The organism is Oceanobacillus sp. B139/18 (assembly GCF_055524595.1).
Window position 1 is genome coordinate 191,090 of record NZ_JBVFXI010000006.1, and the last position, 24,427, is coordinate 215,516.

General features: G+C 36.0%; 20 protein-coding genes. 1 reads left to right on the forward strand and 19 read right to left on the reverse strand.

Annotated elements, in window-relative coordinates; genetic code table 11:
- Window positions 1–60: 60 nt before the first annotated feature.
- The 8 genes from ACZSMY_RS17430 to ACZSMY_RS17465 form a co-directional block, all read right to left on the reverse strand.
- Window positions 61–831, reverse strand: a complete 771-nt coding sequence (locus ACZSMY_RS17430; protein ID WP_256705131.1) for an ABC transporter permease — start codon at window positions 829–831, stop codon at window positions 61–63.
- The gene (locus ACZSMY_RS17435; protein ID WP_465148054.1) at window positions 828–1,763 is read right to left on the reverse strand and encodes an ABC transporter ATP-binding protein; all 936 of its coding nucleotides are present in this window, start codon (window positions 1,761–1,763) and stop codon (window positions 828–830) included. The genes ACZSMY_RS17430 and ACZSMY_RS17435 overlap by 4 nt, the downstream gene beginning before the upstream one ends.
- Window positions 1,756–2,547 carry a MerR family transcriptional regulator gene (locus ACZSMY_RS17440; protein ID WP_256705133.1) on the reverse strand — a complete coding sequence of 264 codons (792 nt, stop codon included), beginning with the start codon at window positions 2,545–2,547 and terminating at the stop codon, window positions 1,756–1,758. The genes ACZSMY_RS17435 and ACZSMY_RS17440 overlap by 8 nt, the downstream gene beginning before the upstream one ends.
- A 375-nt stretch (window positions 2,548–2,922) precedes the next feature.
- On the reverse strand, window positions 2,923–3,366 hold the full coding sequence (locus tag ACZSMY_RS17445; protein ID WP_212929062.1) for an SRPBCC family protein: 444 nt from the start codon (window positions 3,364–3,366) through the stop codon (window positions 2,923–2,925).
- 355 nt (window positions 3,367–3,721) lie between these two features.
- The gene (locus ACZSMY_RS17450; protein WP_256705134.1) at window positions 3,722–4,060 is read right to left on the reverse strand and encodes a hypothetical protein; all 339 of its coding nucleotides are present in this window, start codon (window positions 4,058–4,060) and stop codon (window positions 3,722–3,724) included.
- A gap of 485 nt (window positions 4,061–4,545) precedes the next feature.
- A complete protein-coding gene (gene arsC, locus ACZSMY_RS17455; RefSeq protein WP_465148055.1) occupies window positions 4,546–4,965 on the reverse strand; it encodes an arsenate reductase (thioredoxin) in 420 nt (139 codons plus the stop codon).
- 14 nt (window positions 4,966–4,979) lie between these two features.
- Entirely contained in the window at window positions 4,980–6,278 is a 1,299-nt protein-coding gene (locus tag ACZSMY_RS17460) for an arsenic transporter (protein ID WP_465148056.1), read from the reverse strand.
- Between the two features lie 16 nt (window positions 6,279–6,294).
- Window positions 6,295–6,639, reverse strand: coding sequence for an ArsR/SmtB family transcription factor (locus tag ACZSMY_RS17465; protein ID WP_339234488.1), 345 nt, complete (start codon window positions 6,637–6,639; stop codon window positions 6,295–6,297).
- Window positions 6,640–7,308: 669 nt separating this feature from the next.
- On the opposite strand from ACZSMY_RS17465, the gene ACZSMY_RS17470 reads away from it, so the two are divergent.
- Complete coding sequence (locus ACZSMY_RS17470; RefSeq protein ID WP_465148057.1) at window positions 7,309–8,793, forward strand: xylulokinase; 1,485 nt, start codon at window positions 7,309–7,311, stop codon at window positions 8,791–8,793.
- A 424-nt stretch (window positions 8,794–9,217) separates the two neighbouring features.
- Here the strand turns inward: ACZSMY_RS17470 and qatD are convergent, their stop codons facing one another.
- The 11 genes from qatD to ACZSMY_RS17525 all read right to left on the reverse strand — a co-directional run bounded on the left by qatD (window position 9,218) and on the right by ACZSMY_RS17525 (window position 24,424).
- Window positions 9,218–9,946, reverse strand: a complete 729-nt coding sequence (gene qatD, locus ACZSMY_RS17475; RefSeq protein WP_465148058.1) for a Qat anti-phage system TatD family nuclease QatD — start codon at window positions 9,944–9,946, stop codon at window positions 9,218–9,220.
- Window positions 9,933–11,219 (reverse strand): Qat anti-phage system QueC-like protein QatC, encoded by a 1,287-nt coding sequence (gene qatC / locus ACZSMY_RS17480; RefSeq protein WP_465148059.1) that lies wholly within the window; start codon window positions 11,217–11,219, stop codon window positions 9,933–9,935. The genes qatD and qatC overlap by 14 nt, the downstream gene beginning before the upstream one ends.
- A 28-nt stretch (window positions 11,220–11,247) precedes the next feature.
- Complete coding sequence (locus ACZSMY_RS17485; protein WP_465148060.1) at window positions 11,248–12,114, reverse strand: hypothetical protein; 867 nt, start codon at window positions 12,112–12,114, stop codon at window positions 11,248–11,250.
- A gap of 1 nt (window position 12,115) precedes the next feature.
- A complete protein-coding gene (locus ACZSMY_RS17490; RefSeq protein WP_465148061.1) occupies window positions 12,116–13,933 on the reverse strand; it encodes a KAP family P-loop NTPase fold protein in 1,818 nt (605 codons plus the stop codon).
- A gap of 810 nt (window positions 13,934–14,743) precedes the next feature.
- The gene (locus ACZSMY_RS17495; protein WP_465148062.1) at window positions 14,744–15,091 is read right to left on the reverse strand and encodes a hypothetical protein; all 348 of its coding nucleotides are present in this window, start codon (window positions 15,089–15,091) and stop codon (window positions 14,744–14,746) included.
- A 241-nt stretch (window positions 15,092–15,332) separates the two neighbouring features.
- Window positions 15,333–16,415 carry an NAD/NADP octopine/nopaline dehydrogenase family protein gene (locus ACZSMY_RS17500; RefSeq protein ID WP_465148063.1) on the reverse strand — a complete coding sequence of 361 codons (1,083 nt, stop codon included), beginning with the start codon at window positions 16,413–16,415 and terminating at the stop codon, window positions 15,333–15,335.
- A complete protein-coding gene (locus ACZSMY_RS17505) occupies window positions 16,412–18,352 on the reverse strand; it encodes a TRAP transporter permease (protein ID WP_465148064.1) in 1,941 nt (646 codons plus the stop codon). The genes ACZSMY_RS17500 and ACZSMY_RS17505 overlap by 4 nt, the downstream gene beginning before the upstream one ends.
- Before the next feature lie 42 nt (window positions 18,353–18,394).
- Window positions 18,395–19,396: a TAXI family TRAP transporter solute-binding subunit gene (locus ACZSMY_RS17510; RefSeq protein WP_465148065.1), complete on the reverse strand. Its 1,002-nt coding sequence runs from the start codon at window positions 19,394–19,396 to the stop codon at window positions 18,395–18,397.
- Between the two features lie 62 nt (window positions 19,397–19,458).
- Window positions 19,459–20,904: an argininosuccinate lyase gene (gene argH / locus ACZSMY_RS17515; protein WP_465148066.1), complete on the reverse strand. Its 1,446-nt coding sequence runs from the start codon at window positions 20,902–20,904 to the stop codon at window positions 19,459–19,461.
- Window positions 20,905–21,472: 568 nt separating this feature from the next.
- Window positions 21,473–23,329, reverse strand: a complete 1,857-nt coding sequence (locus tag ACZSMY_RS17520) for a TRAP transporter permease (RefSeq protein WP_465148067.1) — start codon at window positions 23,327–23,329, stop codon at window positions 21,473–21,475.
- 117 nt (window positions 23,330–23,446) lie between these two features.
- A complete protein-coding gene (locus tag ACZSMY_RS17525) occupies window positions 23,447–24,424 on the reverse strand; it encodes a TAXI family TRAP transporter solute-binding subunit (protein WP_465148068.1) in 978 nt (325 codons plus the stop codon).
- Window positions 24,425–24,427: the final 3 nt, after the last annotated feature.

Genomic DNA, 24,427 nt, shown 5'->3' on the forward strand with positions numbered 1-24,427 from the left:
AATAAGTTTTATGAATGATAATCTATATGAAAAATTATTTCTTCCTATTACTAGAATAGTTTAAAAATCCCTTTTCTGAAATGAAAAGATAGCTATGACAGATGTTATGACTAACCAGATAATCAATATGCCCATACTGGTAATCGCATCGGTTGCTTCAAACGATTCTGCTCCAGCTGTACCAGATAAACTGTGTATTGCCGATTGAGGCAAAAGCGGAAGAAAGATTTTTTGGAGCGAATCGGGAAACATTTGAATCAGTGCCGGGATTGCCAAAATGATGATAGAAAATGCAATTCCTCCACCGCTGTTTTTGAAAAGAATCGTTGCCGCAACGGTAAGCAGGCAATAAAATATTGGCATCAGCAAGACTCCAAAAACAAATTGCCGGATATCCGAATCTGCTAAGCTGGCAAATGACATGTTATTTGCCATAAGAATGAGTTGGCTGGACAGGTAAGTGAGTGCTACGATTAAGACGCTCATTGCTATGGACAGTAGAAAAAAGATGAGATACTTTCCCAAAAACAGTTTTTTCCGATTCGGAACGGCTGCTAAAGAAGTGTAAATGGTTTCTGCGGTGAATTCCCTCGATATCGTTAACGCAGTGAAAATAATCAGCAAAATACTGGCTAAATCCACGCCTAGCATATTTGCGGAAACAACCTCCATAACAGATAAATCTGTAATTGCCGTACCCTGTGTGACGTTGGTTGTTACAGCAAAGATAACTCCTATCAATAAACTGATTCCAATGGTAAAAGTCAAAAAGACTTTGGAAAAGGTAAGAAAGAAAATCTTTTTATATTCCGCTTGAATGATATTCCTCATTCGCTTCCCCTCCCTTCTGTCATTAGCTTATCCGTTGAAACGTAATCCGCTTTTCCTTCCGTTAATTCTACAAATAATTGTTCCAAGGAAGGCTGTACCTTCGTTAATTCGTATAAAGCAAGCTGTCCTTCCTTCGCTGTTAATCCAATTTGTTTTATATCTAATTGATAAACCTGCAGCGCGTCATTTTTCACCTGTTTCACCTCTGCTCCTTTCGCAGTTAATAAACGCTGTAATGTATGATTATCTTCACAGCTTACTTTTACAAAGGAGCCGAGGCTGTTTTGTGCTAATTCATCGATGGTCATATCCGCAATTAATTTTCCTTGAGCTAGGATAATCATTCGATCCGCTATCATTTGCATTTCACTCATGAGATGACTGGACACAAGTACTGCTTTTCCTTCCCTTGCCAGCCTCTTTGCTAATTTACGCAACCAATGAATGCCGTCTACATCCAATCCGTTAAAGGGTTCATCTAAGATGACTGTTTCCGGATCTCCCAGAAGAGCAGCAGCAATTCCTAAGCGCTGTTTCATTCCTAAGGAGAATGTACCGATTGGTTTGTCTTTTACATTTTCCAACCCTGTTTCCATCAGCATGCTATCTATTCGTTTTTTGGAAATACCGCTAGCTGAAGCGAGGATTTCTAAATGCTGTTTGGCAGTTAGTTTTGGATTTACTGCGTCTCCATGAATTAAAGCTCCTACTTTAGAAATAGGAAGCTTCAAATCTTTATAGGCCTTCCCATCAATCGTTACACTGCCCCTGCTCGGGTTTATCAGTCCCAGAATCATTTTCATCGTTGTGGATTTCCCTGCGCCATTTGGACCTAAAAAGCCTGTCACCACACCTGGCTGAATGACCAGTGATAATTGATTGACGGAGATGTTATCTTTAAATGTTTTCGTTAAATGCTTCATTTCAATCATTGGGATTCCTCCAGTCGTCAGACTTGCCTGCGGATAGGTAGTGGTCTACCGCCTTATCAATAAACGCATTGGTAAAGTCAATCAGCTGCCGGTCTTCCTTTGGCCATTGCTCCCGATTTTTATAGGAATCTTTATAAACATCAAGCAGCTCCTGGCTCCCGTCTGAAATATTTACTACCATCTCAATCCACCTTTTAGCAAAATCTTGTCCTTGCTCACTCTCTGGCTGAATAGCATTCAGTATGTGCGCGACCGCTTCTAATATCAGCGCTTTCCAGTCCCAATATACTTCTAAGATCGCTTCCTCGTTCTGATAGTGCTCTATAAAGGTATCTTCTGATTTTTTATCAAAGGAAACATCTTTATATTGATAAACGGTGTCCTTGTTTAAAGAGATAATTAATTGCACCAAATTCCCTAAAGGGAGAGAATCATTTTTTTCAATCCCGGCCAAGCTCGCTTCAATCATCGCAATATTGCTTTTGATATCATGCAGCTTATAATAAAAAATTTCCCGCTGTTTTTCTAATACGTGACGAAGCTGCTCAGCAGTTGTGGTTTCTTCTAACAGCTTCGTAATATCTTTGATTTTTAATCCTAATGATTTATAGAACAGAACCTGTTGGAGCCTGGTTAAGTCTGATTCTGTGTAATATCTCCGTCTGCTTGTTTCGCTTTTTTGTAATGGCACCAATTGAATATTATCGTAATATTGTAACGTCCGGACGGTGACACCAGTCAGTTTGGAAATTTCGCCAATCGAAAACTTCCTTTTCTTTTCCATGAATACACCTCCTAATTAATATTAAATCACATTACGCAACGTCATTTGCAAGCAGATAAAATGGGATTATTTTATTTTTTCATTATGTACCGGTTTAAGCGAAATGTTGTAATCAAAAATGCATTCCCATTTAAAAAATCCAACAAAAAAATAACCCCTTCTCTGCATTTCAAAACAGGAAGGGGTTATTCTGCTGCTGACCTTGCCTCCGTGTTTTTTGGCCAGGTTTCTTTTTTATTTTACGATACCTAACATAACCATCCACACGCAGCATCAGCGGATAATTCTTAACTTTGCATCATGACAATTTACGGAATTTAAGCTAATTCATCCATTCGTTCCATAAGGCAAGATAATTACAGAAGATGCTTCTACCTAATGAACTAAGGATGCTCTCAAATCACGAATTCCATGTTCCAAATAGCCCTTTAAACAAGTTAACGTATATACCCAGCCTTCTTTTTGGCCCAGCATTTTGTTTACTGCTTCCGGATCATGTTCATTAATACCTGATTCGTTCACTTCAATAATGGTACTTGTATTTTCAAACTCTTTCAGGGTAAGGCTAACAACTGTTTCTTCATTGGTTTCTTCGCCCCATGAAAATTTGATTTTCTTGTTTTCCTCAATGGTTAATACATTTATTTTACCTTCTGCTCCATACTCATCATATCTCAACGTAATGGACTTGCCTTCTTCCCATCTCTCGGAACTTGAGGAGAACCAGAAGTTTCCGATTTTCAAAGGATCTACGATTGCTTCAAACACCTCATTAGCCGGCTTATGTATTTTAAGTTTTGTAGTTACTTGCGTATCCATAACAAAATCAACTCTCCTTCAAATGATTTAATATTTCTTTATCATTATACCCTATGAGGCTCTTTCTTATTTTACTAAATTAACGGTTAGTATAAGTATGCCTTGTCACTATCTCTATTTATTTTACCAACATATTTCATATCCATTTTCGGTAATATAGCCAAATTATTGGTCAGCTACCTTATTTTAACCATAATAAGTCCCTTTGGACAAGAAAGAATCCAAAGGGATAGAATTTCGCAACTTTATTGTAGCTGAAAAGTTATAGGTAGAAAATTGGCTGTATTAAGGGGAGTCCAATCCGAACATAATGCAGCCAATTACCAGCCTGATTAAAATGATAACTTTTAGAGGGTCACAACTGTTTATCTTTAATAATACCTGTTACAGCAATGACAGAATTTTTTCTTACATCGTTTGCTACGATAGTAATTTCCTTGATATCTATCATAGTCTCGGTTATCATAACGATTATCTTTCCGGCATCTATCATGGTCTTGGTTACCATAGTAATCATTTCTCCAACACCAATCATGATGACGCTCTTTCTTCTTGTGACAGCGGCACTTACAATGATTATCGTGTTTCTTTTTACATGGATCATAATTATAACACATAGCTTTATCACTCCTTTCGTATTCAATATACGTAATTTCAGAAAAGGAGATTGGACAAAGCTAATAGTAGATAACACATTTTTCTTCCAAGACAAGTAATTACCATTATTATTTTTAGTCGTAAAAAGCGAGAAATTTATCTTTAAATGATGTGCCTGTCTTATATACTATATCTTCGTTGATTGATTAAGTATTTCAAATATATTAGAAAAAAATATATTGGTCATAATTGTTTTATGGAATGCCTCGCCATAGTTGGTGTTTATATATTTCTAAATCTTGGTTACTAGTTATTTTTAATAATTCTTTAACTCCCCGCACACCTAATTCATGTGCGGTAGCTCAACCGAAGTCAATCGAGGATGTTAATGCTGGGGAATTAAAAAAGCCTACGTCGACATAGTAAACGCTCTTTTCTATTTTTGTTCTCTATTAAATTTATCAGAATTAAAGCGATACATCTATCGCTTTAATCGAAGAATGTTTTCTTTTGTCATTAATTGATGAACAATTCGAAATGAACTATACCTTTTCTAGTTTTATTTTCGCAGATATTATTATTTTATTCTCCTGTTTCCGAAAAACGTTTAATTCTTTCTCCTATTTGCTCACGGACGTTTTGGAATACAGCCCATTTTTCCTCTTCATTCCCTTGAGCTTTGGCTGGATCATCAAATCCCCAATGATCACGTTTCACTTGTGACGGTGTCATTGGACATTTATCCGCAGCATCCCCGCATAAGGTTACTACAAAATCTGCATTGTTTAAGATTTCCGAGTCAATCATATCGGATGTTTGGTTAGAAATATCGATATCAACCTCTTGCATTGCCTTTACGGCATTTGGATTTAAGCCATGTGCCTCAATGCCTGCACTTTTCACTTCCCAAGCATCTCCAAGATGTTTTTTCGCCCAGCCTTCAGCCATCTGGCTTCTGCAAGAGTTTCCTGTACATAAGAAATAGATTGTTTTTTTAGACATAATCATGCTCCTTTTTAAAATAGAATCAATGTTAAATATAAACCTGCTAATGTAATAAATAAGATAGGAAGTGTTAAAATAATACCTGTTTTAAAATAAGTTCCCCATGAGATTTTAACCCCTTTTTGTGATAAGACATATAACCATACTAATGTTGCTAAAGAACCAATCGGTGTAATTTTGGGTCCTAAATCAGAACCGACTACATTCGCATAAATAAGTGCTTCTCGTAACACACCGGATGTATTGGTTTCCGCAATGGCTAAAGCGTCAATCATTACGGTAGGCATATTATTCATGATGGATGACAGAAAGGCTGCAATAAATCCCATGCCAACCGTTGCAACAAACAATCCTTGATTAGCCACTGTTTGAATAATACTTGCAAGTGCAGAAGTAAGCCCAGCATTACCGAGTCCATAGACCACTACGTACATTCCAATGGAGAAGAATACAATGTTCCATGGTGCACCTTTCATTACTTCTTTCGTATTAACAGCGGTACTGTGTCTTGCCATCATGATAAAGAAAATCGCAATGATTCCAGCAATAATGGAAACAGGTACATGGATAAATTCACTCGTAAAGTACCCAATTACTAATACACCAAGTACAAACCAGGATAGACGAAACATTTTTAAGTCCCGAATCGCCTCACTAGGTGTTTTTAATTTTGATACATCATAATTTTTAGGTATGTTTTTTCTAAAATAAATTAATAATACCGAAATCGTGGCGATTAAAGAAAATAAGTTTGGAATAATCATTCGTGAAGCATATTCGACAAATCCAATACCAAAGAAATCGGCTGAAACGATATTAACTAAGTTACTGACAATAAACGGCAGGGATGTTGTATCAGCGATAAAACCACTTGCCATAATAAATGGAAAAATCATTTTTTCTTTAAAATTCAAATGACGTACCATCGCAAGTACAATCGGTGTTAGAATAAGTGCTGCACCATCATTCGCAAATAAAGCTGCGACAATCGCACCCAAAATGCTAATATAGACAAACATCCTGATTCCATGTCCTTTTGCAATTCGTGCCATATGTAATGCTGCCCATTCAAACAATCCAATTTCATCTAATACTAATGAAATAAGAATGATTGCCACAAATGATAATGTTGCATTCCATGTGATGCCAATAACTTCAAGTACATCACTAAATCCCACTACTCCTGCGAGTAAAGCAATAACAGCTCCTCCCATGGCAGACCAGCCGATATTTAAATTCTTCGGCTGCCAAATGACCAGGACGAGGGTTAATACAAATATTAAAATGGCGAGTAGAAGTGTTGCTGACAAAATAAGACCTCCAAACCTAACAACAAGAAATGCGTATTCCTTTTTCTTCTAATTCTTTCAATTTATCATCTTGATCCGGTAATTGATCCAAAATTGGTTTGATGAATGAATAATACTCACTCTTACTATTGACTGAATAAAATATCCATTGTCCTTTTCTTTCTTCCTTCACTAACCCCAAATCTTTCAGTTTGCGTAAATGTTGGCTAATGGATGGTTGACTCGATTGAAATATTTCAACGAACTCACAAACACAACAAGTCTGTTCATCCATTAATTTCAACATAGTCAGCCTTGTTTTATCACCAAGTAATTTTAAAATCCCGGCAGCCTTCTCCATGCTGATTGTTGTTTGCAGCATCTCGATTCCCCTTTTACTATCCAATGTTATATAATTATATAACTATTTACTTATATATACAATAAGAACACTTTTTTCACAGTTGCTGAATGTCCGTACAGGAATTCCCTATTTCCAGATACATATCGCCCCAAAAATCAACCTGGAATTAATCTAGACTCATTTGTTTATCAGCCTATGAGCTACTCTCTTCAATTTATTTTAGGAATACCTATCCTCTAATCTTTTAACCACGCTTTCAGAATAAAGTAAAGATATGTAGTAGCTTAATAAATTAATAGACTCCCTTATTCAAAAATTTGAGTGTATAAGTAACTCATAAATTAAAGTATTGCTCCTATTACTAGTCCTGCAATTGCATAATTTAAGACTCTCCCCCTTTCACTTGCCTACATAACACAATATTCAAGAATCAATTATTCTTTGACCGCTCTCTACGAATATAACTCCAGAGTCTTCTGACAATTAATCATTAAAAAAATCATGTATAATAGTCTCATACATATTTGCATGCAGCTTTATAATCCAAGAGGTATTCTACAGTAACAGTAGGGTCATGATAGGACAGTTGCGGGCAATGAATTCGTCCGGCTTACTGCTTTACAAGAGGAAGCGGCATATATCAATATATTGATGAATAAAAACAATCGCAGAAAAAGTAGGGGTAATATGACATATGTAGCTGTTTTTGATATCGGAACAACCGCAGTAAAAGGAATTTTGGTGGATAAAGACGTGCAGCTTATGGAAGAACATTCGGTGGAATTAACAACCTTTGTCTCTGAAGAAGGAATGATCGAGCAGCAACCAGCGGATTGGTGGGAAGCGGTCATCCAGATTGCATCGCTTTGGTGGAAAAACGGCATTTCTCCTGAATCTGTTCGGGCAATAACCTTTTCAGGTCAAATGGAAGATGTCATTTCCATTAGTGAATCGGATACGTATCGCGCTATTTTATACTCGGATATGAGAGCTGGAAAAGAAGAGGAATGGATAACTAAGCAGTGTCCGGAAATTCGCAGTCATACGGGGAATAATGTCAGTGCCTCCACACCACTGGCAAAAATCAAATGGTTGGAAAAGCATTCCCCTGACCAGTATGAGAATACAAAGAAATTTGTATTTAGTTCCAAGGACTATGTTATTTATAAACTGACGAATGAAGCCGTCACCGATCCAATCACTGCAGCAACTACGGGAATGATGGATCTTAAAAATCGCATCTGGAACGAGACAATCTATCAAACTTGCAGGATCGATGAAGAAAAATTGCCTGCATTACTAGAAGCAGATAGTGTCGCAGGAACAATCACCGAAGAAGCCAGTAAAGTCACCGGTTTTTCTACATCGACGATTGTCATCAATGGAACGGGTGATGCAGGAGCAACCACCCTCGGAGCTGGGGCAGTTCATGAAAATGACTGTTATTTTTATATGGGGACAACCGGCTGGTTAGCCATTGTAGAAAAAAATAAAGGACAGTTAGACTCCCTATCAGAAAGTCATTTCAACCTGGCTTTTGTAGAAAAATCACATCGTATATCGGTTGCGCCATTACTTAATGTTGGGAATGTCCATCAATGGGCAGCTCAATTATATATTGACCAACATGTTGCACATAAATATGAAACATTTGAAACGCTAATCGAACAAACGGAGCCAGGCAGCGGCGGTGTATTATTTTTGCCTTATTTGAACGGGGAGCGGAACCCAATGATTGACCCACAGGCAAAAGGGGCCTATTGGGGAATCACCCCGCATACAGAGCGGAAAGATTTAGCACGTGCAGCCCTGGAGGGGGTAACTTTCTCCTTAAAACAAACATTAGAAATGTATGATTTAAAGGATCAACGCACGATTACATTAATTGGCGGCGTATCAAAGAGCAATCATTGGTGTCAAATGATGACAGATATTATGAACCATCCCATTCGAGTTCCATTAAATAGTGAGTATCTGCCATCTATTGGGGTGGCGTCTACAGCTTTTATCGAGCTGGGATGGTGTAAATCTTATCGGCAGTTTGTGAATACGTTTGTCAGAAACATCCCAAGTAAAGACTATACGCCGAATCAAGAAAGAGTAGCAGTTTATACAGCACAATATGAGACTTTTAAGAAATTACATCCTGCTTTGCAGTCGGTGTATAGGTGAGTTTGCTTTGGGATTGTTTTGTAGTTGTTTAGGTCGATTTTTTCTATCAGAAATTAGTACTTAGATAAATTTTACATCATATACTGTTCTCTTGGATTGTAATCACTTTGAACTCAGTCAGTAATCACCATTTCAGCAGGTCAATTTCTTATCCTAAGTTTATCTAAATGATGGCAGAGTGGGATTCCACCCACTATCTACTATTCATTAGAAAGTATTACCTTCCGATTAAGTGGTAACACTTAAAATATTATACTAAAACATATTTAGCAAGTAGAAACTCTCTTAAAGACTCTTCAGAATAAATCTTAAGGGGGTTTCTACTATTCATTCATAACATCCTATATTCCTCTTTCGCACAAAAATCGCAAGGATTTTCCGATATCATAGTTCTATAGATAACAAATATTTTAAGTACAAGCATTTATGACTTAAGAAGCCTGATAAAATTTTCAGAGTAAATTTCTCCGACCTCTTGTTTAGATATATTTAAAAGCTCTGCTGTTTTAATAAATAAATTATCAATAAAATCTAGATTATAACTATGTTTCGTAGCATCTGTAAACGGTGCATCACTCTCAATAAGTAATTTATCCTTTGGAATTCGCTTAATTATGTGCCTCCCCTTGTTACTATTAAGCATATTAGTGTTGACAGAAAAATAAAAATCATGATTAATGGCCCTTTCTAATTGTTTCATTGTTCCAGAAAACCAGTGAAGAATAATCCTGTTTCCTTTACTTTCTCCTATAATATCTATTACTTTATCAACTGCCCGTCTACTATGAACACTAATTATTTTACCATCGTACTGTTTACATGCCTCCATTATTTCTTTAAAAACTTTAATTTGTTCTTGGTCTACTCCCTTTGTAAAATCTAAACCGACTTCTCCAATATATCTACTTGTTTTTACAAATTCATGAAATATTAACATTTGTGACTTATACTGATGAACCAACTCAGGATGCAATCCTAAAGCAAATCTTATAAATTTGTATTCATCGTGTTCTCTAAAATACTTTTGATATAAATCAGGAAGATTAGTCATAACAATTGTATAGCTATGTGAATTTTCAATATAGCTAATATAATCTTTCATATTTTTATATAGATCAATATGTGTATGGGTGTCGTATTTAATAATTCCCATTGTATTCCTCCAGGAGACTTTTCAGTTCAGCTATCCCTCTCTTATATATTGATTCATATCTTTCAATATTATCCATTAAAGGTCCGGATGTTTGAATTGTTAGGTAAGCATTCTTCTCGTCATATTTCTGCAGCCCAAGTAAATATGAATTTAAATTTGTCCTTGTTGTACCTTCTGACGTAAAGTTTGGATCATAATACTGTGTACTATCATCAAATTTCGATTTCTTTATAGATGCTCTTCGGATTATACAAGGTAGACATGTTCCACAATGTTGAGTTTCACTTTCGCCACGCATTCGACCAACATCAGGATGTGAGCATGACATAGTTTGTGCAATATTTCGATTCAGAAAGCTCTGATTCCTACATTCAGTTATCATTTCACCCTTCGTCTTAAATTGATATGGATTTTTAATACGAATTTCAAGGTCCAATTCATGTAAAAGTTTCTGGAGTAGTCCCATGTAATATGGATGTGTCGTCCGTGTACTACTAGTGCCCGTTCGGGAATAAGTAAAAGGAACATTTATAGAAATAAATCCATTCTCTGGTACAATTAAATCGACATCTCCTTTAAAACAAGATGCCAAAGCTATAGCATGAGAGAAAAACATAAAGGATCTGGTACGCATTGTGTCTTCTATTCCACCAGGAGGAGCCGCAAAGAATGAAAAGAAATTGTTATTGTTTATTTCATATTCTTTAATAAATTCCTTTCGTAAGTAATCTTGGTACTCACGTACACCCTTACCTCCACCATAGTGACTAACAAAAATTATATCTTTTTCATCTTCTTGAAGTAAATCAGTAGCACCAATAAACGAATCCAATCCCCCTGAAAACATACATATTCGATTAGCATTAATTTTTTCTATCTTACTATTCTCAATCTTATCTCTATACTTTTTTTCTTCGTCAGTATATTCCCTCTGTCGAAAACTTAATTCCCAATTATCTCCGCTTAAAAAATTAAGAATATCCTTTATCAATTTTTTATTCAAATTCATACACTCAAGGTTTATAACTGGTAAATGAATGTGTATATTCCTTTTCCAGCCATCAATTGAGTTTTTACGCAGTAAATAACGATCAGCACCATATACTGCTAAAGATAACATTAATAAATCTATGCTTTTAGTACTCATATATTGAGGCAATGTCTCTAATTGAGAATTCCAAAATGTATATCGATAATCTTTCATATCGCATATTTTGCTACCTGTAGGGGCTGGATAATCATCTCCAGCATTGAATTTATATACTAAGTCCATTAATATTTCACCTCCGTATGTCTATTTATTATACATAGCTTTCAAATGCCTGGTAGCATTTAATGAATAAATTATTTATCTCGTTGGATATACTTTTTGATGAATAATCTAGTGTTTCTGGATGAATTTCTCTTACTCTTAATTCGGTTTTAACTTTTACATATTCCTTAAGTTCTTGTTCTTTTTTTACTGCTGCTTTAGGGTTATTCTCATACTTCTCAAATCTACTTTGGAGATCACTCATGATTCTATTAAAAATATATTCACTCATAAATACCTCAAAGATTTTTCTGAAAGTAAGTTCATCGATTCTTTGTAACGATTCTACACCTCCACCATTTTCAGTAATAATGTCATACATCTCTGCTACGGCTTCATTTGCAGCTCCTCTTGCTGCTATGTCTTCTTTAGAATTGGATTTCTCTGATATAACATTAACTAGTTCAGACAATAGTGGTTTAATTCCTTTCCCAACATAGTCAATTTGTAGCGATTGCAAAGTCGATTTCACACCATTATTTTTAAAATCTTGGAGAATCCTTCCTAAACTAACTGCAGTATTTCTTCCCGCAGCAGATGATTGAGCTAATCTCTTTGAACCTCCAGACGCTCCTACATAATGATTCATAACACGTTCTCGGTTAGATGATTGGCCTTTCACATAGCTAGTCATAGCTGTCTTTACATCCTTCCACCTAGGGGAAGGGACAACAGGTTGTTCCAATTTATTATCTCGGTCATCTGGCTGTTCAAAATCAGCAGAGTCTCTGTCTAAAGGTTCCTTTTCCTCTGGTTCAGAAGTACCTTCATCCCCATTGTTATCCAGAACAGGATTTATATAGTCATCTGGAAGCAAAGGATTAACTGGCCCATCAAAAATACTAGATGTACCCATATTACCCCTCCCTTTCTACATCAATTAATGGTTTTAATTTTGGATTATCCTTTCCCCAGCTATCTAGTATACTATCAATTTCAGATAATTTACCTATTTCATTTCCAAAGTTTCGAACTCGAGGAATATGCGGCGGTTTAATTCTTGAACCATCTATAGACTGCAAATCTTTGATAATGCTTACATGTATTACTTCCTTTTTCCGTCCCCACTCTAACAAAGCTCTCAATTGCATATCCGCGATTTCTGTTGATTCTTTAATCTGGGTAAACAAATGTTCTATAATAAAACCTACTTCATAATCGTTAACTCTATCCGAATTCTGTATTGCAGAATTAAGTCCTGATTGTGTTCCAGCAAGTAAGTCCCTTAGAACACCTTGAGCTTCCCGGCTAAGTTTAGTTGTTCCTGTCTCATATTGTTTATCTAGAGAAGTTCTTCCAAAATAAAAATAAGGTCTTAAATCTTCAGAGCCAATATAAGGTTCTTTTTCTATCCAATTTTTCACCCAACTATCTTTTTCCCAAACCTTTAATTTTTGAAGTTTATCTAGTTCTCCTTTTTCAAAATCCCTTAATTCTATTAGGCTTCCATCAATATCCACCTCTGCATCCACCAGCTCTGAAAACATTTTAGGTTTAAAATACTCAAGCATCATTATTTTCGAAAGTATTCTTTTATCCAAATTGATTCCTTTGTACTTAGCCATGTCCATTCGCATTTCCATTGAATTTAAAAATCGCTTGCAATGTCTAGGATTGCCGTTCAACCCTCCAGCAAGAACTGATGAAAGTTGCTTAGCAACCTCCAAGCTAAGTTTGACTTTGTCTGCAATTTTATCATTAAATTCTGTAAGAACTGCGTAATCCAAATTGAAATCGAAGAAATTTTCCTTTTTTTTGTCATGGACAAGATCAATAACTTTTTCAAATTCATCGGATTCTAATTCTTTTTGCATAAATAAGAGTGCTATATATAATTCCACTTCACTAGCACTTAATCTAGGTATTCTTACAGGATATTGAATAATTTTTTCCAAATATTCTTTCCCTATATCAATCCCGTATCCTTCTATCTCATTGAATTTTGTCTGCACAGCATAAGATATATGTCGCTCATCAGCTCCGATAATAAAAACTGTATTCCCGACATAGAGAAATAGCCGGATAGCTTCTAATGTATCAAGAATAGTATCAGGACTACATCTATCTAATTCATCAATAAATACAACAAGCCTCTCAATCTTAGTTTGTTTTAGTAATTTATCAAAATTCTCACGAAAAGCATTTATATCTTCCCTTAATTCCTTGTCACTCAATTCTGCTTTGATTATATCTACCCAATCATCTTTAATGATACCACTAGACGAGGTAAGCGCTTTATCAATAACTGTAGATAATATTGTATCTGCTAAAACATTACTACCTCCAGTTATCATAAAATCGGCTCCTGTTCGAATTGCTTTTTTTACTAATTTCATTTTATTAATACTCTTGTAAAGCCCTGCAATATATTTCTTGGCTGCTTCATCAAGTTTCCGATTTTGTTCTATGGTATCTAAAATATTCCCCAAAAGCGCCGTCTTAGCATCTTCATAATCCTCAAACAACCATCCATTAAAATAAATGCTCTCAGTGTCCTTATCTTCTTTGAGTGAATTAATACTCATATTGATGAGACTAGATTTACCACTCCCCCAATCACCATATACTCCTACTGTTGATGGGACAAGTGCATCATTCTTTATAATGTTGCTAACTGTATCAATTAAATAATCAAAGTCTAGAAAATCCATTTCTGTTTCACTATCTTTCCACATATCAATTCACATCCTATCCTCTTAGGTACTGTCGCATTTCTAATTACACTACTATTTTTTACTTATATTAATAGTATCGACCAAAAGCATAAATTCTTTAGGAATAATTCACTGTATTAGCAACTAAATTTGAATAACAAGTAAACTAATTTAATTATAGAAGACTTATTTTCTCCCTCTTTTTGGTGAGCTCCTGGGTACTGCAGATGAAATGAGACGCTCATGCGTAATTTTAATCCACTATTTATGGAACTGAGAGCTACTAATGGTACTATTTCTTTAAACGAAAGTCAGATCCATAGCAGTAGCTGCTCGCCATTGACTATAAAGCTAGGTGCTTTGCAGTCAATGGAAGGGTACTTAGACCCACCAATAAAAGTTTGGAACCGCTTTGCACGTGTCACCACATTTGAGCAAGTGCGCCTATTTGGCATTATTTAAGACAGACCTGCGGCTTTTCTTTTACACTGACAAAAGTTAAGTCAATAGTGTTTAACTTCACTAGTTGTCTTTTCATATACAGTAAAGAGCCATGAATTCCTTGCTTTCTTGAAAATTAAATTCTCATGTTATACCCATTACTCCGCTCGATAAATATCCAACAGCTCCTCAACAAGCTGCTCTTGAGCCTTTATTAATCGTGGCCGCAAATGATAATAGTCGGTTCCGTTTTTATGTAATTTCCCAAAAGTACGGATTCCTGACTCTTGTAATTTTTAAAACTTTTTTTCGTATTAATTCCCCAACCACAGCAAATCCACGGATGTTTTTTAAGTTCTTCTATAGAAGGTATAGATTCTACAGGATCAATTAAGTTTTCCTCCACCAGCTGCTCAAAATTTGGAATCGCATTTTTTGTTCAGGATTTCTCAGCGAAAAAAGATTATAGATATAAATTCTTCCGTTCAATCTATCCGTTTTATAAATCTTTTCAACTAGTTTAATCATTTGTTTCATAGTAGGATCTGGCTCTACTCTATGGTGTCCATCTATTTCTCCTTCTAATGCTTTTACGTTAGAAGGTTCCGCTCCTCCTGGATTTAATAACAAAAAACTTCCTATAGACTCTTTTTGGTCTCCCCACTGTATATATGCAGATTTCCTAAATATATACTCATCTATTTTCTGAAATACACCAAAAGCTTGAAAATGACCCATTTTTTAACAACCCACTAAAAACTTTAGACTAATCTAAATACTTTATTTTATTATATCCTTTCTGACGAATTAGGCAATATGATTTATTTTAAATAAATATTCAGACTAACACTTTTCTAATTCAAACAAACTGCAGCTTCTTATAACCCATCCACCAAACAAAAAAACACCCAGATCAAGTCCAATCCAGGTGACTAAAAAATATTTTTACTATCAATCAACTCCCTCACACTTCATATCCTTAAACTCCCTGCTTCACCCCTTCAATCAAATATTTCTTCATCTCATCACCTGACATATCAGCTAAACCTAAATCGGATAATTCCAGCCCATCTTTTTGTAAATCCTTATCGACCAATAATTCAGCCGTTTCAATGAGCAACTTGGCTGTTTTCATTTCCACCCCTAATTGTTCTCCCAGCTTTACCAGCGGATACAGCCCATATGGGATATCCTCGTAAATATAACGATAGTTTAGCGTTGTTGGCGCTTTTCCTGTCTGGTAAGCAGGATTCTTTTGAAATGCTTCATATAAGGTTTTTTCCTTTACCTGATAGAAACGTACGAGCAAATCTTGACAGGTAGCTAAATTTATTTGTAATTTTTCAGCGATCTGCTTTCTCTCCTCTTCCAATTTGTCCATGATCTGAACTATAGAAGGGGTTGCTCCGTCCGGATAAAAGTAAAAGTCTCCTGCCGCTTCAATTCTTCCTGCATTAAATAACGTAATTGGCACATGAAAAACTGGATTGGTGTTATTCAATGTTGTTGTTAAAACGCTATCCGTCAATTTGAACTGCGGATAAACATCCTTTAATTGGCTCTTTACTTTTTCTCCATCCCTCGCCGGAAGTGTTGCAAATTCTAAGCCTTCTTTTATTTTTCGAATTCGGACATGTCCTGGTGCAATAGAACGGCAGGTGTAGATAAGTGATTCCGTTTCAGCAATATAGACATTTTTATCACTCTGAGCTTCTTTAAAAATATTTCTAAACTCCAGTGCGCCCCAATACCCTGGTAAAATTATAATTGTTTGTTCATCTTGTAAAAATGGAACAATAGCCTTTGCAACATGTTTATGGGCAGGTCCGGTTGTCGTCACCATAATGACGTCTGTATCATTCATTGCAACCTCTAAATCTGTCGTCGCTTCTACATGGAAAAACCCTTCTACTACACCTTCCGCCTTGATTCCTCCACGTTCTTTAATTGCCCCTATCAACTCCGTTTGAATATCATATAAAACAACATCCTGTTCTATTGAAGTTAAATGAGCTGCCATGCTTTGTCCGCCGTTTCCAGCTCCAATAATCGTAAATTTCATATCGTATTCTCCTCCTCATGGTTTACACGTGCTCTTTTCTTTTTAACAATAATTTGATAAAAAACAGCCAATACAACAATCGCAATTCCGATAATATCTGTTAAAACATCTGGAATAATCATCGTTAGTGCACTGCCAATCAATAAAATTCTTACAATAACAGGTGCTTTTGCTGCCAAAAACCATCCTTCTACCGCGCTGGCTAACATAAAGGCACCAGCTAAAGCAGTGATTGTAGCAAGCATAATCTCCATAACAGATCCGTCTAATAGAATAGCTGGACCATAAACAAATACAAACGGAATGATAAATGCCACAATGCCCACTTTCATTGCCGTCATAGCTACTTGCATTGGCTTAGCTTGGGAAATTCCAGCTGCTGCATATGCTGCCAATGCCACAGGTGGCGTGAAAGCAGATAGACATGCAAAGTAAAATACAAACATATGCGCACCAATCGGATCGACTCCCATTTGAATTAAAGCTGGTGCAACAACAGCAGCAGTAATCAGATAAGCTGCTGTTGTCGGCAGACCCATTCCTAGAATTATCGTTGCACACATGGTAAGTATGAGTGCAATTGGCAGGTGTCCTCCTGAAAAAGATATAATTAATGAAGCAAATTTTAAGCCTGCTCCTGTTAAATTGAGAACACCAATAATAATACCTGCTGTTGCACAGGCAGCAATCATACCTAAAGCAGAGTCCGCTCCATTGGATAGACTTTTAATAATCCTTTTAGGCCCTAATCTCGTTTTCTTTCTCCATATCGTCACTAGAATAATAGACGCGATTGCCCAAATGGCAGCTTTGATTGGGCTTGCTTTTAATACGGTCATGACAAAAATTAAAACTAGTAATGGAATAAATAGATACCCTTCTTTTATCAGTATCTCTTTCAAATTAGGAAGGGTATGTTTCGGCATCCCTTTCAATCCTAATTTAGCAGCTTGCAAATCAATAATAATCAGCACTGTAACAAAATATAGTAACGCTGGAATAACAGAGGCTGCCACAATATCCAGGTAAGCTACTCCTACCAACTGGGCCATAATAAACGCTGCAGACCCCAGTATAGGAGGCATAATCTGTCCACCAGTAGAAGCTACGGCTTCAATAGCACCTGCATACCTTGGTGCATAACCTATCTTTTTCATTAAAGGAATAGTGAAAACACCTGTAGATACTACATTAGCTACAGAATTTCCAGATACAGATCCGAATAAGGCGCTGGAAAGCACTGCTGCTTTAGCAGGGCCTCCCCGTTTTCCTCCTGTTGCTCCAATTGCAAAATTAATAAAGAATCTGCTTCCCCCTGATTCACCTAAAAAGGATCCGAACAGGATAAATAGAAATACAAAACTCGCTGACGCCCCAATTGGGACACTAAATATTCCCTCCAAACTAATTAGATAACTTAAAATTCTATCCCATCCATACCCCCTATGTTCTAAAACTCCTGGAAAATACGATCCAAAATAGGCATATAAGATAAAAAACACAGCCAAAATTGGTAAAATCAGCCCCGTTGTTCTTCTCGTTATTTCCAGGACAACTCCAATTAATAAGATACTAACGATTAAATCTAAAGTTGTTGGCGCCACGCCAATTCGATATATTAGCTGATCCATTTCTAAGATAAGATAAGTTCCCGCAAAGATGACAGATAAAATCAGAATGACATCCATGATGGTTACGCCTTCTCTTTTAGGTGACTTTTTAAAAGGGTAGACCAGAAAAACCAATATGGCTCCCAAACCTAAATGAATGGTATATAAAACCCATGGCGTAATAGGGTAAAAACCTAGTACAAAAATATGAAACAATGACATAAAGGATGCGATCGTAATAAATACTTTCAGCTGGTATCCTTTTAAACTTCTTTTTGCGCTGCTTAATTCTATTTCAGGATTCTCTGGTTTTAGGTTATTAGACATATATACCTCCTGCAAAAACAGAATTGATTGGCATGCTATCTCCTACTTCATTTCTGGCGGAATAAGTTCATCTGGTATATCAATCCCCTGCTCTTCATAGTACTTTATAGCACCTGGATGTAGCGGAACCGTGCTATACGTAATATTTTCTGCAATCGTATCTTTTGCTGTCGGGTCCACTGCTAATAATTCTTCATGTTTTTCAAAGGTTGTTTTTACCAAGTCATATACTAAGTCTTCTGATAAATCTTCCGATGCAACAGCTAAATTCCAGAAAGCTACTACAGAAATATCTTCTTCTAAATGCTGGTAGGTATCTTCAGGTATATCGATAGAATCCCAATATGGGTTTTCAGATAGAACCGTTTCCATTTCTTGATCAGACAAGCCTATATGCTGAACATCATGTGTTGTTTCCAAATCCAACATAAAAGGTCCTGGTAATCCAGTGATAGCAAATCCTGCATCGTTTGTCCCGTCTCTTAACCCATCAACTGATGTATTGGTTGGTATATTACTTATTCTGCTTGGTTCAATTTGAAGGGCGTCCATTAATATTTCTCCCGCCTCTGCGCTTGTACTTCCTGGCGGTCCAGTACTAACATGATTTCCACTAAAGTCTTCTATCGACTCAATTCCATTTTCTTGCAGAGAATACATATGCATCACACTCGGATACATGATAAACATACCGCGAATCTTATCATGCTCTACATCTGTCCATCCTTCCCCGTTATATCCTTCTGCGCCTAACCATGTTGTTACAAACCCTAAATCCATATCCCCACTCTGAATTAATTGAACGTTCGAAGTCGGTCCTCCCGATACTTCTACAGATACATCTACGTCAGGAAGGGTGTTTCCGATAATATCTGCCCAGCCCCCTCCCCAAACATAATAGGTTCCCCCTTGACTGGAAGTACCTAATAATAGGTTGGAACTATCCCCTGATCCATCTGCTTCATCCTTTGAACATCCATAAGCAAAAATAAGTATTGCAAAAATAACCATAACAAATTTTAAAAACTTCAGATTTTTAACCATATCCATTGCCCCCCTATAAGTTAACGAAAAGTTTCCCCTTTAAAATTAACTACGTTTTCTTTTTAATCAGTAAGAAGTTGATATTGTTCCTTTAACCATTCACCGTCTTGGTTTAATTTGATTTTCAGGGTATTTAATTGTGATTTCACTGCACTTGGCGACGGCCCACCCTCTACATTTTTTCCTTTGGCATTTTCTATAGGATTCAACGCCTTTTTTATAGAATTTTCTGAAATAAAAAGTTCTGTTCCTACTACTTGATAAGAAATATCTCGAATCACTTCTGGAGTGACTTCGGTAACCGATGTATCTGATTCAAGCATTTCACTAACTAACTGACCAACAATTTGGTGTGCTTCACGAAAAGAGATATTTGCTTCTCTAACAAGGACATTGGCTAATTCCGTTACAGTAGAAAAATTATTCTTCGCTTTAGTTAACATACGTTCTTCTTTAAATGTTAAAGTTTCAAGTGTTTCATTCATCAAAATAATAATTGCCTTCACTTCGGCAACAGCGTCCCAAAAGCCCTTGTGACTTTCCCCCGCAATATCACGTGAATGTCCATAAGGTGTATTCTTCATAATACTTGTTACAGAAACTAATCCACCCAATACATGTCCGGACTTTGCTTTAATATGCTCTAAGGTAATAGGATTCTTCTTTTGAGGCATAATACTACTGCTTGCAGCTACTGAATCTCCTACCTCAACAAGACTAAATTCATCTGTCGACCAGATGTATAAATCCTGACTCAGACGGCTAATATTATTAGCCAGTATATTTAACGCTGATAATGATTCAAGGATATAATCACGTGAAGCAACACCGTCAAGTGAATTTCCCATTATATCAGTAAAACCTAGTTGTTCTGCTGTTTGCTTCCTATTAATAGGGAATGTTGTTGATGCGATAGCTCCCGATCCTAAAGGCGAATAATTTATACTATCAAAAGACGATTTTAAACGGGTAAAGTCTCTATCTATTGCATAAAGAATCGCTGAGAAATAGTGCCCGAGGGTGATGGGTTCCGCTGGCTGCATATGTGTATAAGCACTCATCACAACATTTTTATTTTTTTCAGCAAGAGTTAAAAGCGTTCGACGCAGTTTAATCAACAACTCACATATTTCTAGTACTGAATTACGACTATTCATTCTAAGCACAGTCGCATATAAATCATTTCTGCTCCTTCCGGTATGCAGTTGACCACCAATCTCTTTACCCACCTTTTCAATCAAAGCTGCCTCTATATTAAAATATAAATCTTCCAGATTCGGATCGATTTCCAATTGCTCCGGACCAGCTGCTTTTATTTCCTCCAATGCCTCCTTAATTTTTTTGCCAGCTTCAGTTGTTATAATCCCTTCTGAAACTAACATAGTGAGATGTGTCCTATTTACTTCCATCATTGACTCAAACGAACGATATTGTTCTGTTTCAATCGATGGTGCAAATAAATACTCAATAACATTTTTCGATAAATTTGATTTCAACCTTTCTCTCATTATGATTTGCCCTCCTCAAAAAACCTTACAACTTGTTCGATAATCAATATATGAATTTTAAACAATAAAAATACGTTTTATCTATGAATTCATATTTCGTTCCAGTGCAATGAATCCTTTATTTTTGCTTGTTAATAAAGGTATATTGTCTGCTATTGAATTTAAAAATGAGGGTTTTATACTAAACATTTAGCTCTATAAATAGTTGTTTAATTAAGCATCAGCCGCAGAGGAAATATGAACGAAAGAGTGTAATAAGGAAGGGTTAACTCTAAGATATATAAATCTGGAAGTTCTTTTACATTAATTCAACTGTAGTCAACTTATAAACCAGTATATTTAAAAATTTTATTGAATGTTTATAGTAATTAGAAGTTTTTACATTAAATAGTAACGTTAAATTTTCAATCATGAAAAAACCAACCCTAGTCTCTAGGATTGATTTTTTCATGATTAATATATTAGCTTACTATTTCCATTTACAGTTAATTACGATCCTTAAAGAAAATGTTTTTCCTTCAAGCGAACCTGTTAACTATAGCTTATCCCAAAATGATAATACTCTAGCTTATTTATTCACAGAATAAGAATCATCTACCTCATCAATATCTTCCTTCTTTTGTTTATTATGATTCTTCTTATATAAAAATACTCCTAAGACCGCAAAGCTCCCTAAAATATCTGTTACATAAGATGGGTAAATAAGCAAAAATGCAACCATTAGTAAAAAGATTCTCTCCCATACGTTGAGATTAGTTATAAACCAACCTTCTAAAGCTGCAGCTAAAGCCATTACTGAAATGATTGCGGTAATAGCACTAAGTATAATATCAAACCAGTTCCCCATCATCAGTAATGAATTATTAAACACGAATAGAAACGGCAGTATGAATGCAGCGATAGCCAATCTACTAGCCATAAATGCCGTTCTAATAGGAGGCGATCCAGCAATATTTGCTCCAGTAAATGCTGCCAATCCTACTGGTGGAGTAATTCCAGATAAACTAGCAAAATAAAAGATAAACAAGTGAGCTGCTATTGGAATTACTCCTAATTCTGATAAGACAGGCGCTAGAATGGATACTACTAATAAATAGGATACGGTAGTAGGTAACCCCATACCAAAAATGATGGCTGTAATCATTGATAATACAAGAGCCAGCAAAATACTTCCGCCAGACATACCAATGACCAAACTCGCAACTTTGCCACCTAGTCCTGTTAAACCTATGACCCCAATCACTAATCCGGCTGCAGCTACCGGAGCAACGATACTAATAAGCCCTTTTGAAGCTTCAATAAGGGAATTACCTAAAGTTTTTAAGTTAGGTCTTGTCTCCTTCTTAATAAAACTTAGAATTATTGAACTGATTAAGGAATAAAATGCTGCTCTAATTGGTGAATACTGAAAGACTACCAACATAATTATTAAAATAACAAGCGGAGTTAATAGATAACCGCTATTTATTAAAAGTTTTCTCCAACTCGGAATTTCATCTTTCGAAAGCCCTTTCAATCCTAGCTTAGCGGAACGAAAATCTATAGAAAACCAAATAGTAACAAAAAATATAATCGATGGAATCAAGGCCGCATACATTACCTCTAAATACGGAACACCTAAAATTTCTGCCATAAGAAAGGCGCCTGCTGCCATTACAGGTGGCATAAATTGACCACCAGTTGATGCTGCAGCTTCTATTGCACCTGAATATGTCTTACTATAACCCAATCTTTTCATCATAGGAATTGTTAGAGATCCAGTTGCTGCTACATTTGCAACCGCACTTCCGGATATACTTCCAAACAAACCACTAGCAATTGTTGCCATTTTTGCTGGTCCTCCTCGATAACTGCCAGCTACAGATTTGGACAGATTTAAGAATACATCCCCTACGCCGGTTAAATTTAATATTGCTGCAAATACGATAAACATCGCCACAAATGTTACCGTTACTGCGATTGGGGTACCGAACATACCATCATAAGTAAACAGAGTAGTAATGATTCTGTTATAAGAATATCCACCATGACCTAGATTTCCTGGTATGAATTCACCAAATAAAGCATATAAAAGAAATGCTATTGTTACTATTGGTAGAGCAATTCCTACCGTTCTGCGGGTTATCTCCAGAACTAATAAAATAGCTAATGTTCCAAATATTAAATCTAAAGATGTTGTATGAATTCCTCCCCTTCCTAATATTTCCTCGACTTCTTGAATAGCATACCAAAAAGTAACAACTGATATTATCATTAAAGAAATATCAAGCCAACGATATTTAGATTTAAATATTCCAAAAATTAATACAGCAGACAAAAGGATAATTAATGGTCGGAAAAGACTTGGCGATAAAGGATTAAAATTTAATGACCACACAATTAAAATTGGCAAGGAAATTCCTATTACCTTAATTATAAAATTCAAGCTCTTTCACCACCTGTTTACATATTTTAGTAGCAAAATACCCTTTATAATACTTGCATCAAATTATATTAAGGTTCCTCATTCAAAAAGAGAGGAACCTTTTACTTACCATTTTATTTATTCCGGTTTCAAGTCTTCAGGGATTTCTATGCCTTGGTCTTCAAAGTACTTAACTGCTCCAGGGTGATATGGAATTGTAGTTTCTCCTATGTTTTCATATAACATTCCATTTGCCATCTGTGGCCATGTTTGTTCAATTTGTGACTCATTTTCGTAGATAGTTTCTAGAAGATTATACACTTGCTCTTCAGATATATCTTGACTTACTAGCAATAAATTGTATAATCCAAGCGCTTCTCTACCATCAGGTACTGCATTATAAACATCTGGAGGAATAGATAAAATAGGATAAGGGGGATTTTCCTCTAAGAATGCTTCATTTTCTTCATCAGATAAAGTAACAATTTTCACCTCTTCACTAGTTTCTAATTCAGTAATTGCTTCTGAAGGCCATGCTATTGAAAAACCATCTATAAGACCATCCTTTAAAGCATCCGCTGCATCAGAGGTCGGTAAGTTTTGTATATCTGGTTCAATCCCAAAGGTATTAAATACCCTACTTGCGAATACTTCATTACCACTCCCTTTTGGACCAGAACTATAACTTTTTCCATTCAAATCATGTATAGAATCAATTCCGTTTCCTTCCAAAGTGACAAACATCCATACCCCTGGCCATCCGGGCACTAGAGTTCTTAATTTTTCATGAGAATTTCCTTCAAAGGTAAATTCACCATGATAAGCCTCCCATGCAACTTCGGTTGAAGAAAAAGCAAGATCTACTTCACCAGCTTGTAAAAGTTCAACATTATTTACAGATGATCCGGTGACCTCAACATTTGCCTGAACTCCTTCGATATTATCATTAATAACACTAGAGACAGCAGTTGCACCAGAATGAAAGCCTCCCCCTATTGTACCTGCAGCAATCGATAAATTATTTGACATACCTGAAGAACCTTCAGAATCATTAGAACAGCTAGCAACAATTAGGGTTAAGGATATAGTAATAATGAATAAAATTATCCGCTTCATTCG

What these genes read in the sequence shown, in the direction of transcription:
- ACZSMY_RS17440 (WP_256705133.1), bottom strand. Translation starts at nt 2,547, where the DNA reads ATGGAAAAGAAAAGGAAGTTTTCGATTGGCGAAATTTCCAAACTGACT.
- ACZSMY_RS17500 (WP_465148063.1), bottom strand. Translation starts at nt 16,415, where the DNA reads ATGAAATTTACGATTATTGGAGCTGGAAACGGCGGACAAAGCATGGCA.
- ACZSMY_RS17465 (WP_339234488.1), bottom strand. Translation starts at nt 6,639, where the DNA reads ATGCTGCAAACAACAATCAGCATGGAGAAGGCTGCCGGGATTTTAAAA.
- arsC (WP_465148055.1), bottom strand. Translation starts at nt 4,965, where the DNA reads ATGTCTAAAAAAACAATCTATTTCTTATGTACAGGAAACTCTTGCAGA.
- ACZSMY_RS17485 (WP_465148060.1), bottom strand. Translation starts at nt 12,114, where the DNA reads ATGGGTACATCTAGTATTTTTGATGGGCCAGTTAATCCTTTGCTTCCA.
- qatD (WP_465148058.1), bottom strand. Translation starts at nt 9,946, where the DNA reads ATGGGAATTATTAAATACGACACCCATACACATATTGATCTATATAAA.
- ACZSMY_RS17445 (WP_212929062.1), bottom strand. Translation starts at nt 3,366, where the DNA reads ATGGATACGCAAGTAACTACAAAACTTAAAATACATAAGCCGGCTAAT.
- ACZSMY_RS17435 (WP_465148054.1), bottom strand. Translation starts at nt 1,763, where the DNA reads ATGATTGAAATGAAGCATTTAACGAAAACATTTAAAGATAACATCTCC.
- ACZSMY_RS17505 (WP_465148064.1), bottom strand. Translation starts at nt 18,352, where the DNA reads ATGTCTAATAACCTAAAACCAGAGAATCCTGAAATAGAATTAAGCAGC.
- ACZSMY_RS17510 (WP_465148065.1), bottom strand. Translation starts at nt 19,396, where the DNA reads ATGGTTAAAAATCTGAAGTTTTTAAAATTTGTTATGGTTATTTTTGCA.
- ACZSMY_RS17525 (WP_465148068.1), bottom strand. Translation starts at nt 24,424, where the DNA reads ATGAAGCGGATAATTTTATTCATTATTACTATATCCTTAACCCTAATT.
- argH (WP_465148066.1), bottom strand. Translation starts at nt 20,904, where the DNA reads ATGAGAGAAAGGTTGAAATCAAATTTATCGAAAAATGTTATTGAGTAT.
- qatC (WP_465148059.1), bottom strand. Translation starts at nt 11,219, where the DNA reads ATGGACTTAGTATATAAATTCAATGCTGGAGATGATTATCCAGCCCCT.
- ACZSMY_RS17470 (WP_465148057.1), top strand. Translation starts at nt 7,309, where the DNA reads ATGACATATGTAGCTGTTTTTGATATCGGAACAACCGCAGTAAAAGGA.
- ACZSMY_RS17490 (WP_465148061.1), bottom strand. Translation starts at nt 13,933, where the DNA reads ATGTGGAAAGATAGTGAAACAGAAATGGATTTTCTAGACTTTGATTAT.
- ACZSMY_RS17495 (WP_465148062.1), bottom strand. Translation starts at nt 15,091, where the DNA reads ATGGGTCATTTTCAAGCTTTTGGTGTATTTCAGAAAATAGATGAGTAT.
- ACZSMY_RS17430 (WP_256705131.1), bottom strand. Translation starts at nt 831, where the DNA reads ATGAGGAATATCATTCAAGCGGAATATAAAAAGATTTTCTTTCTTACC.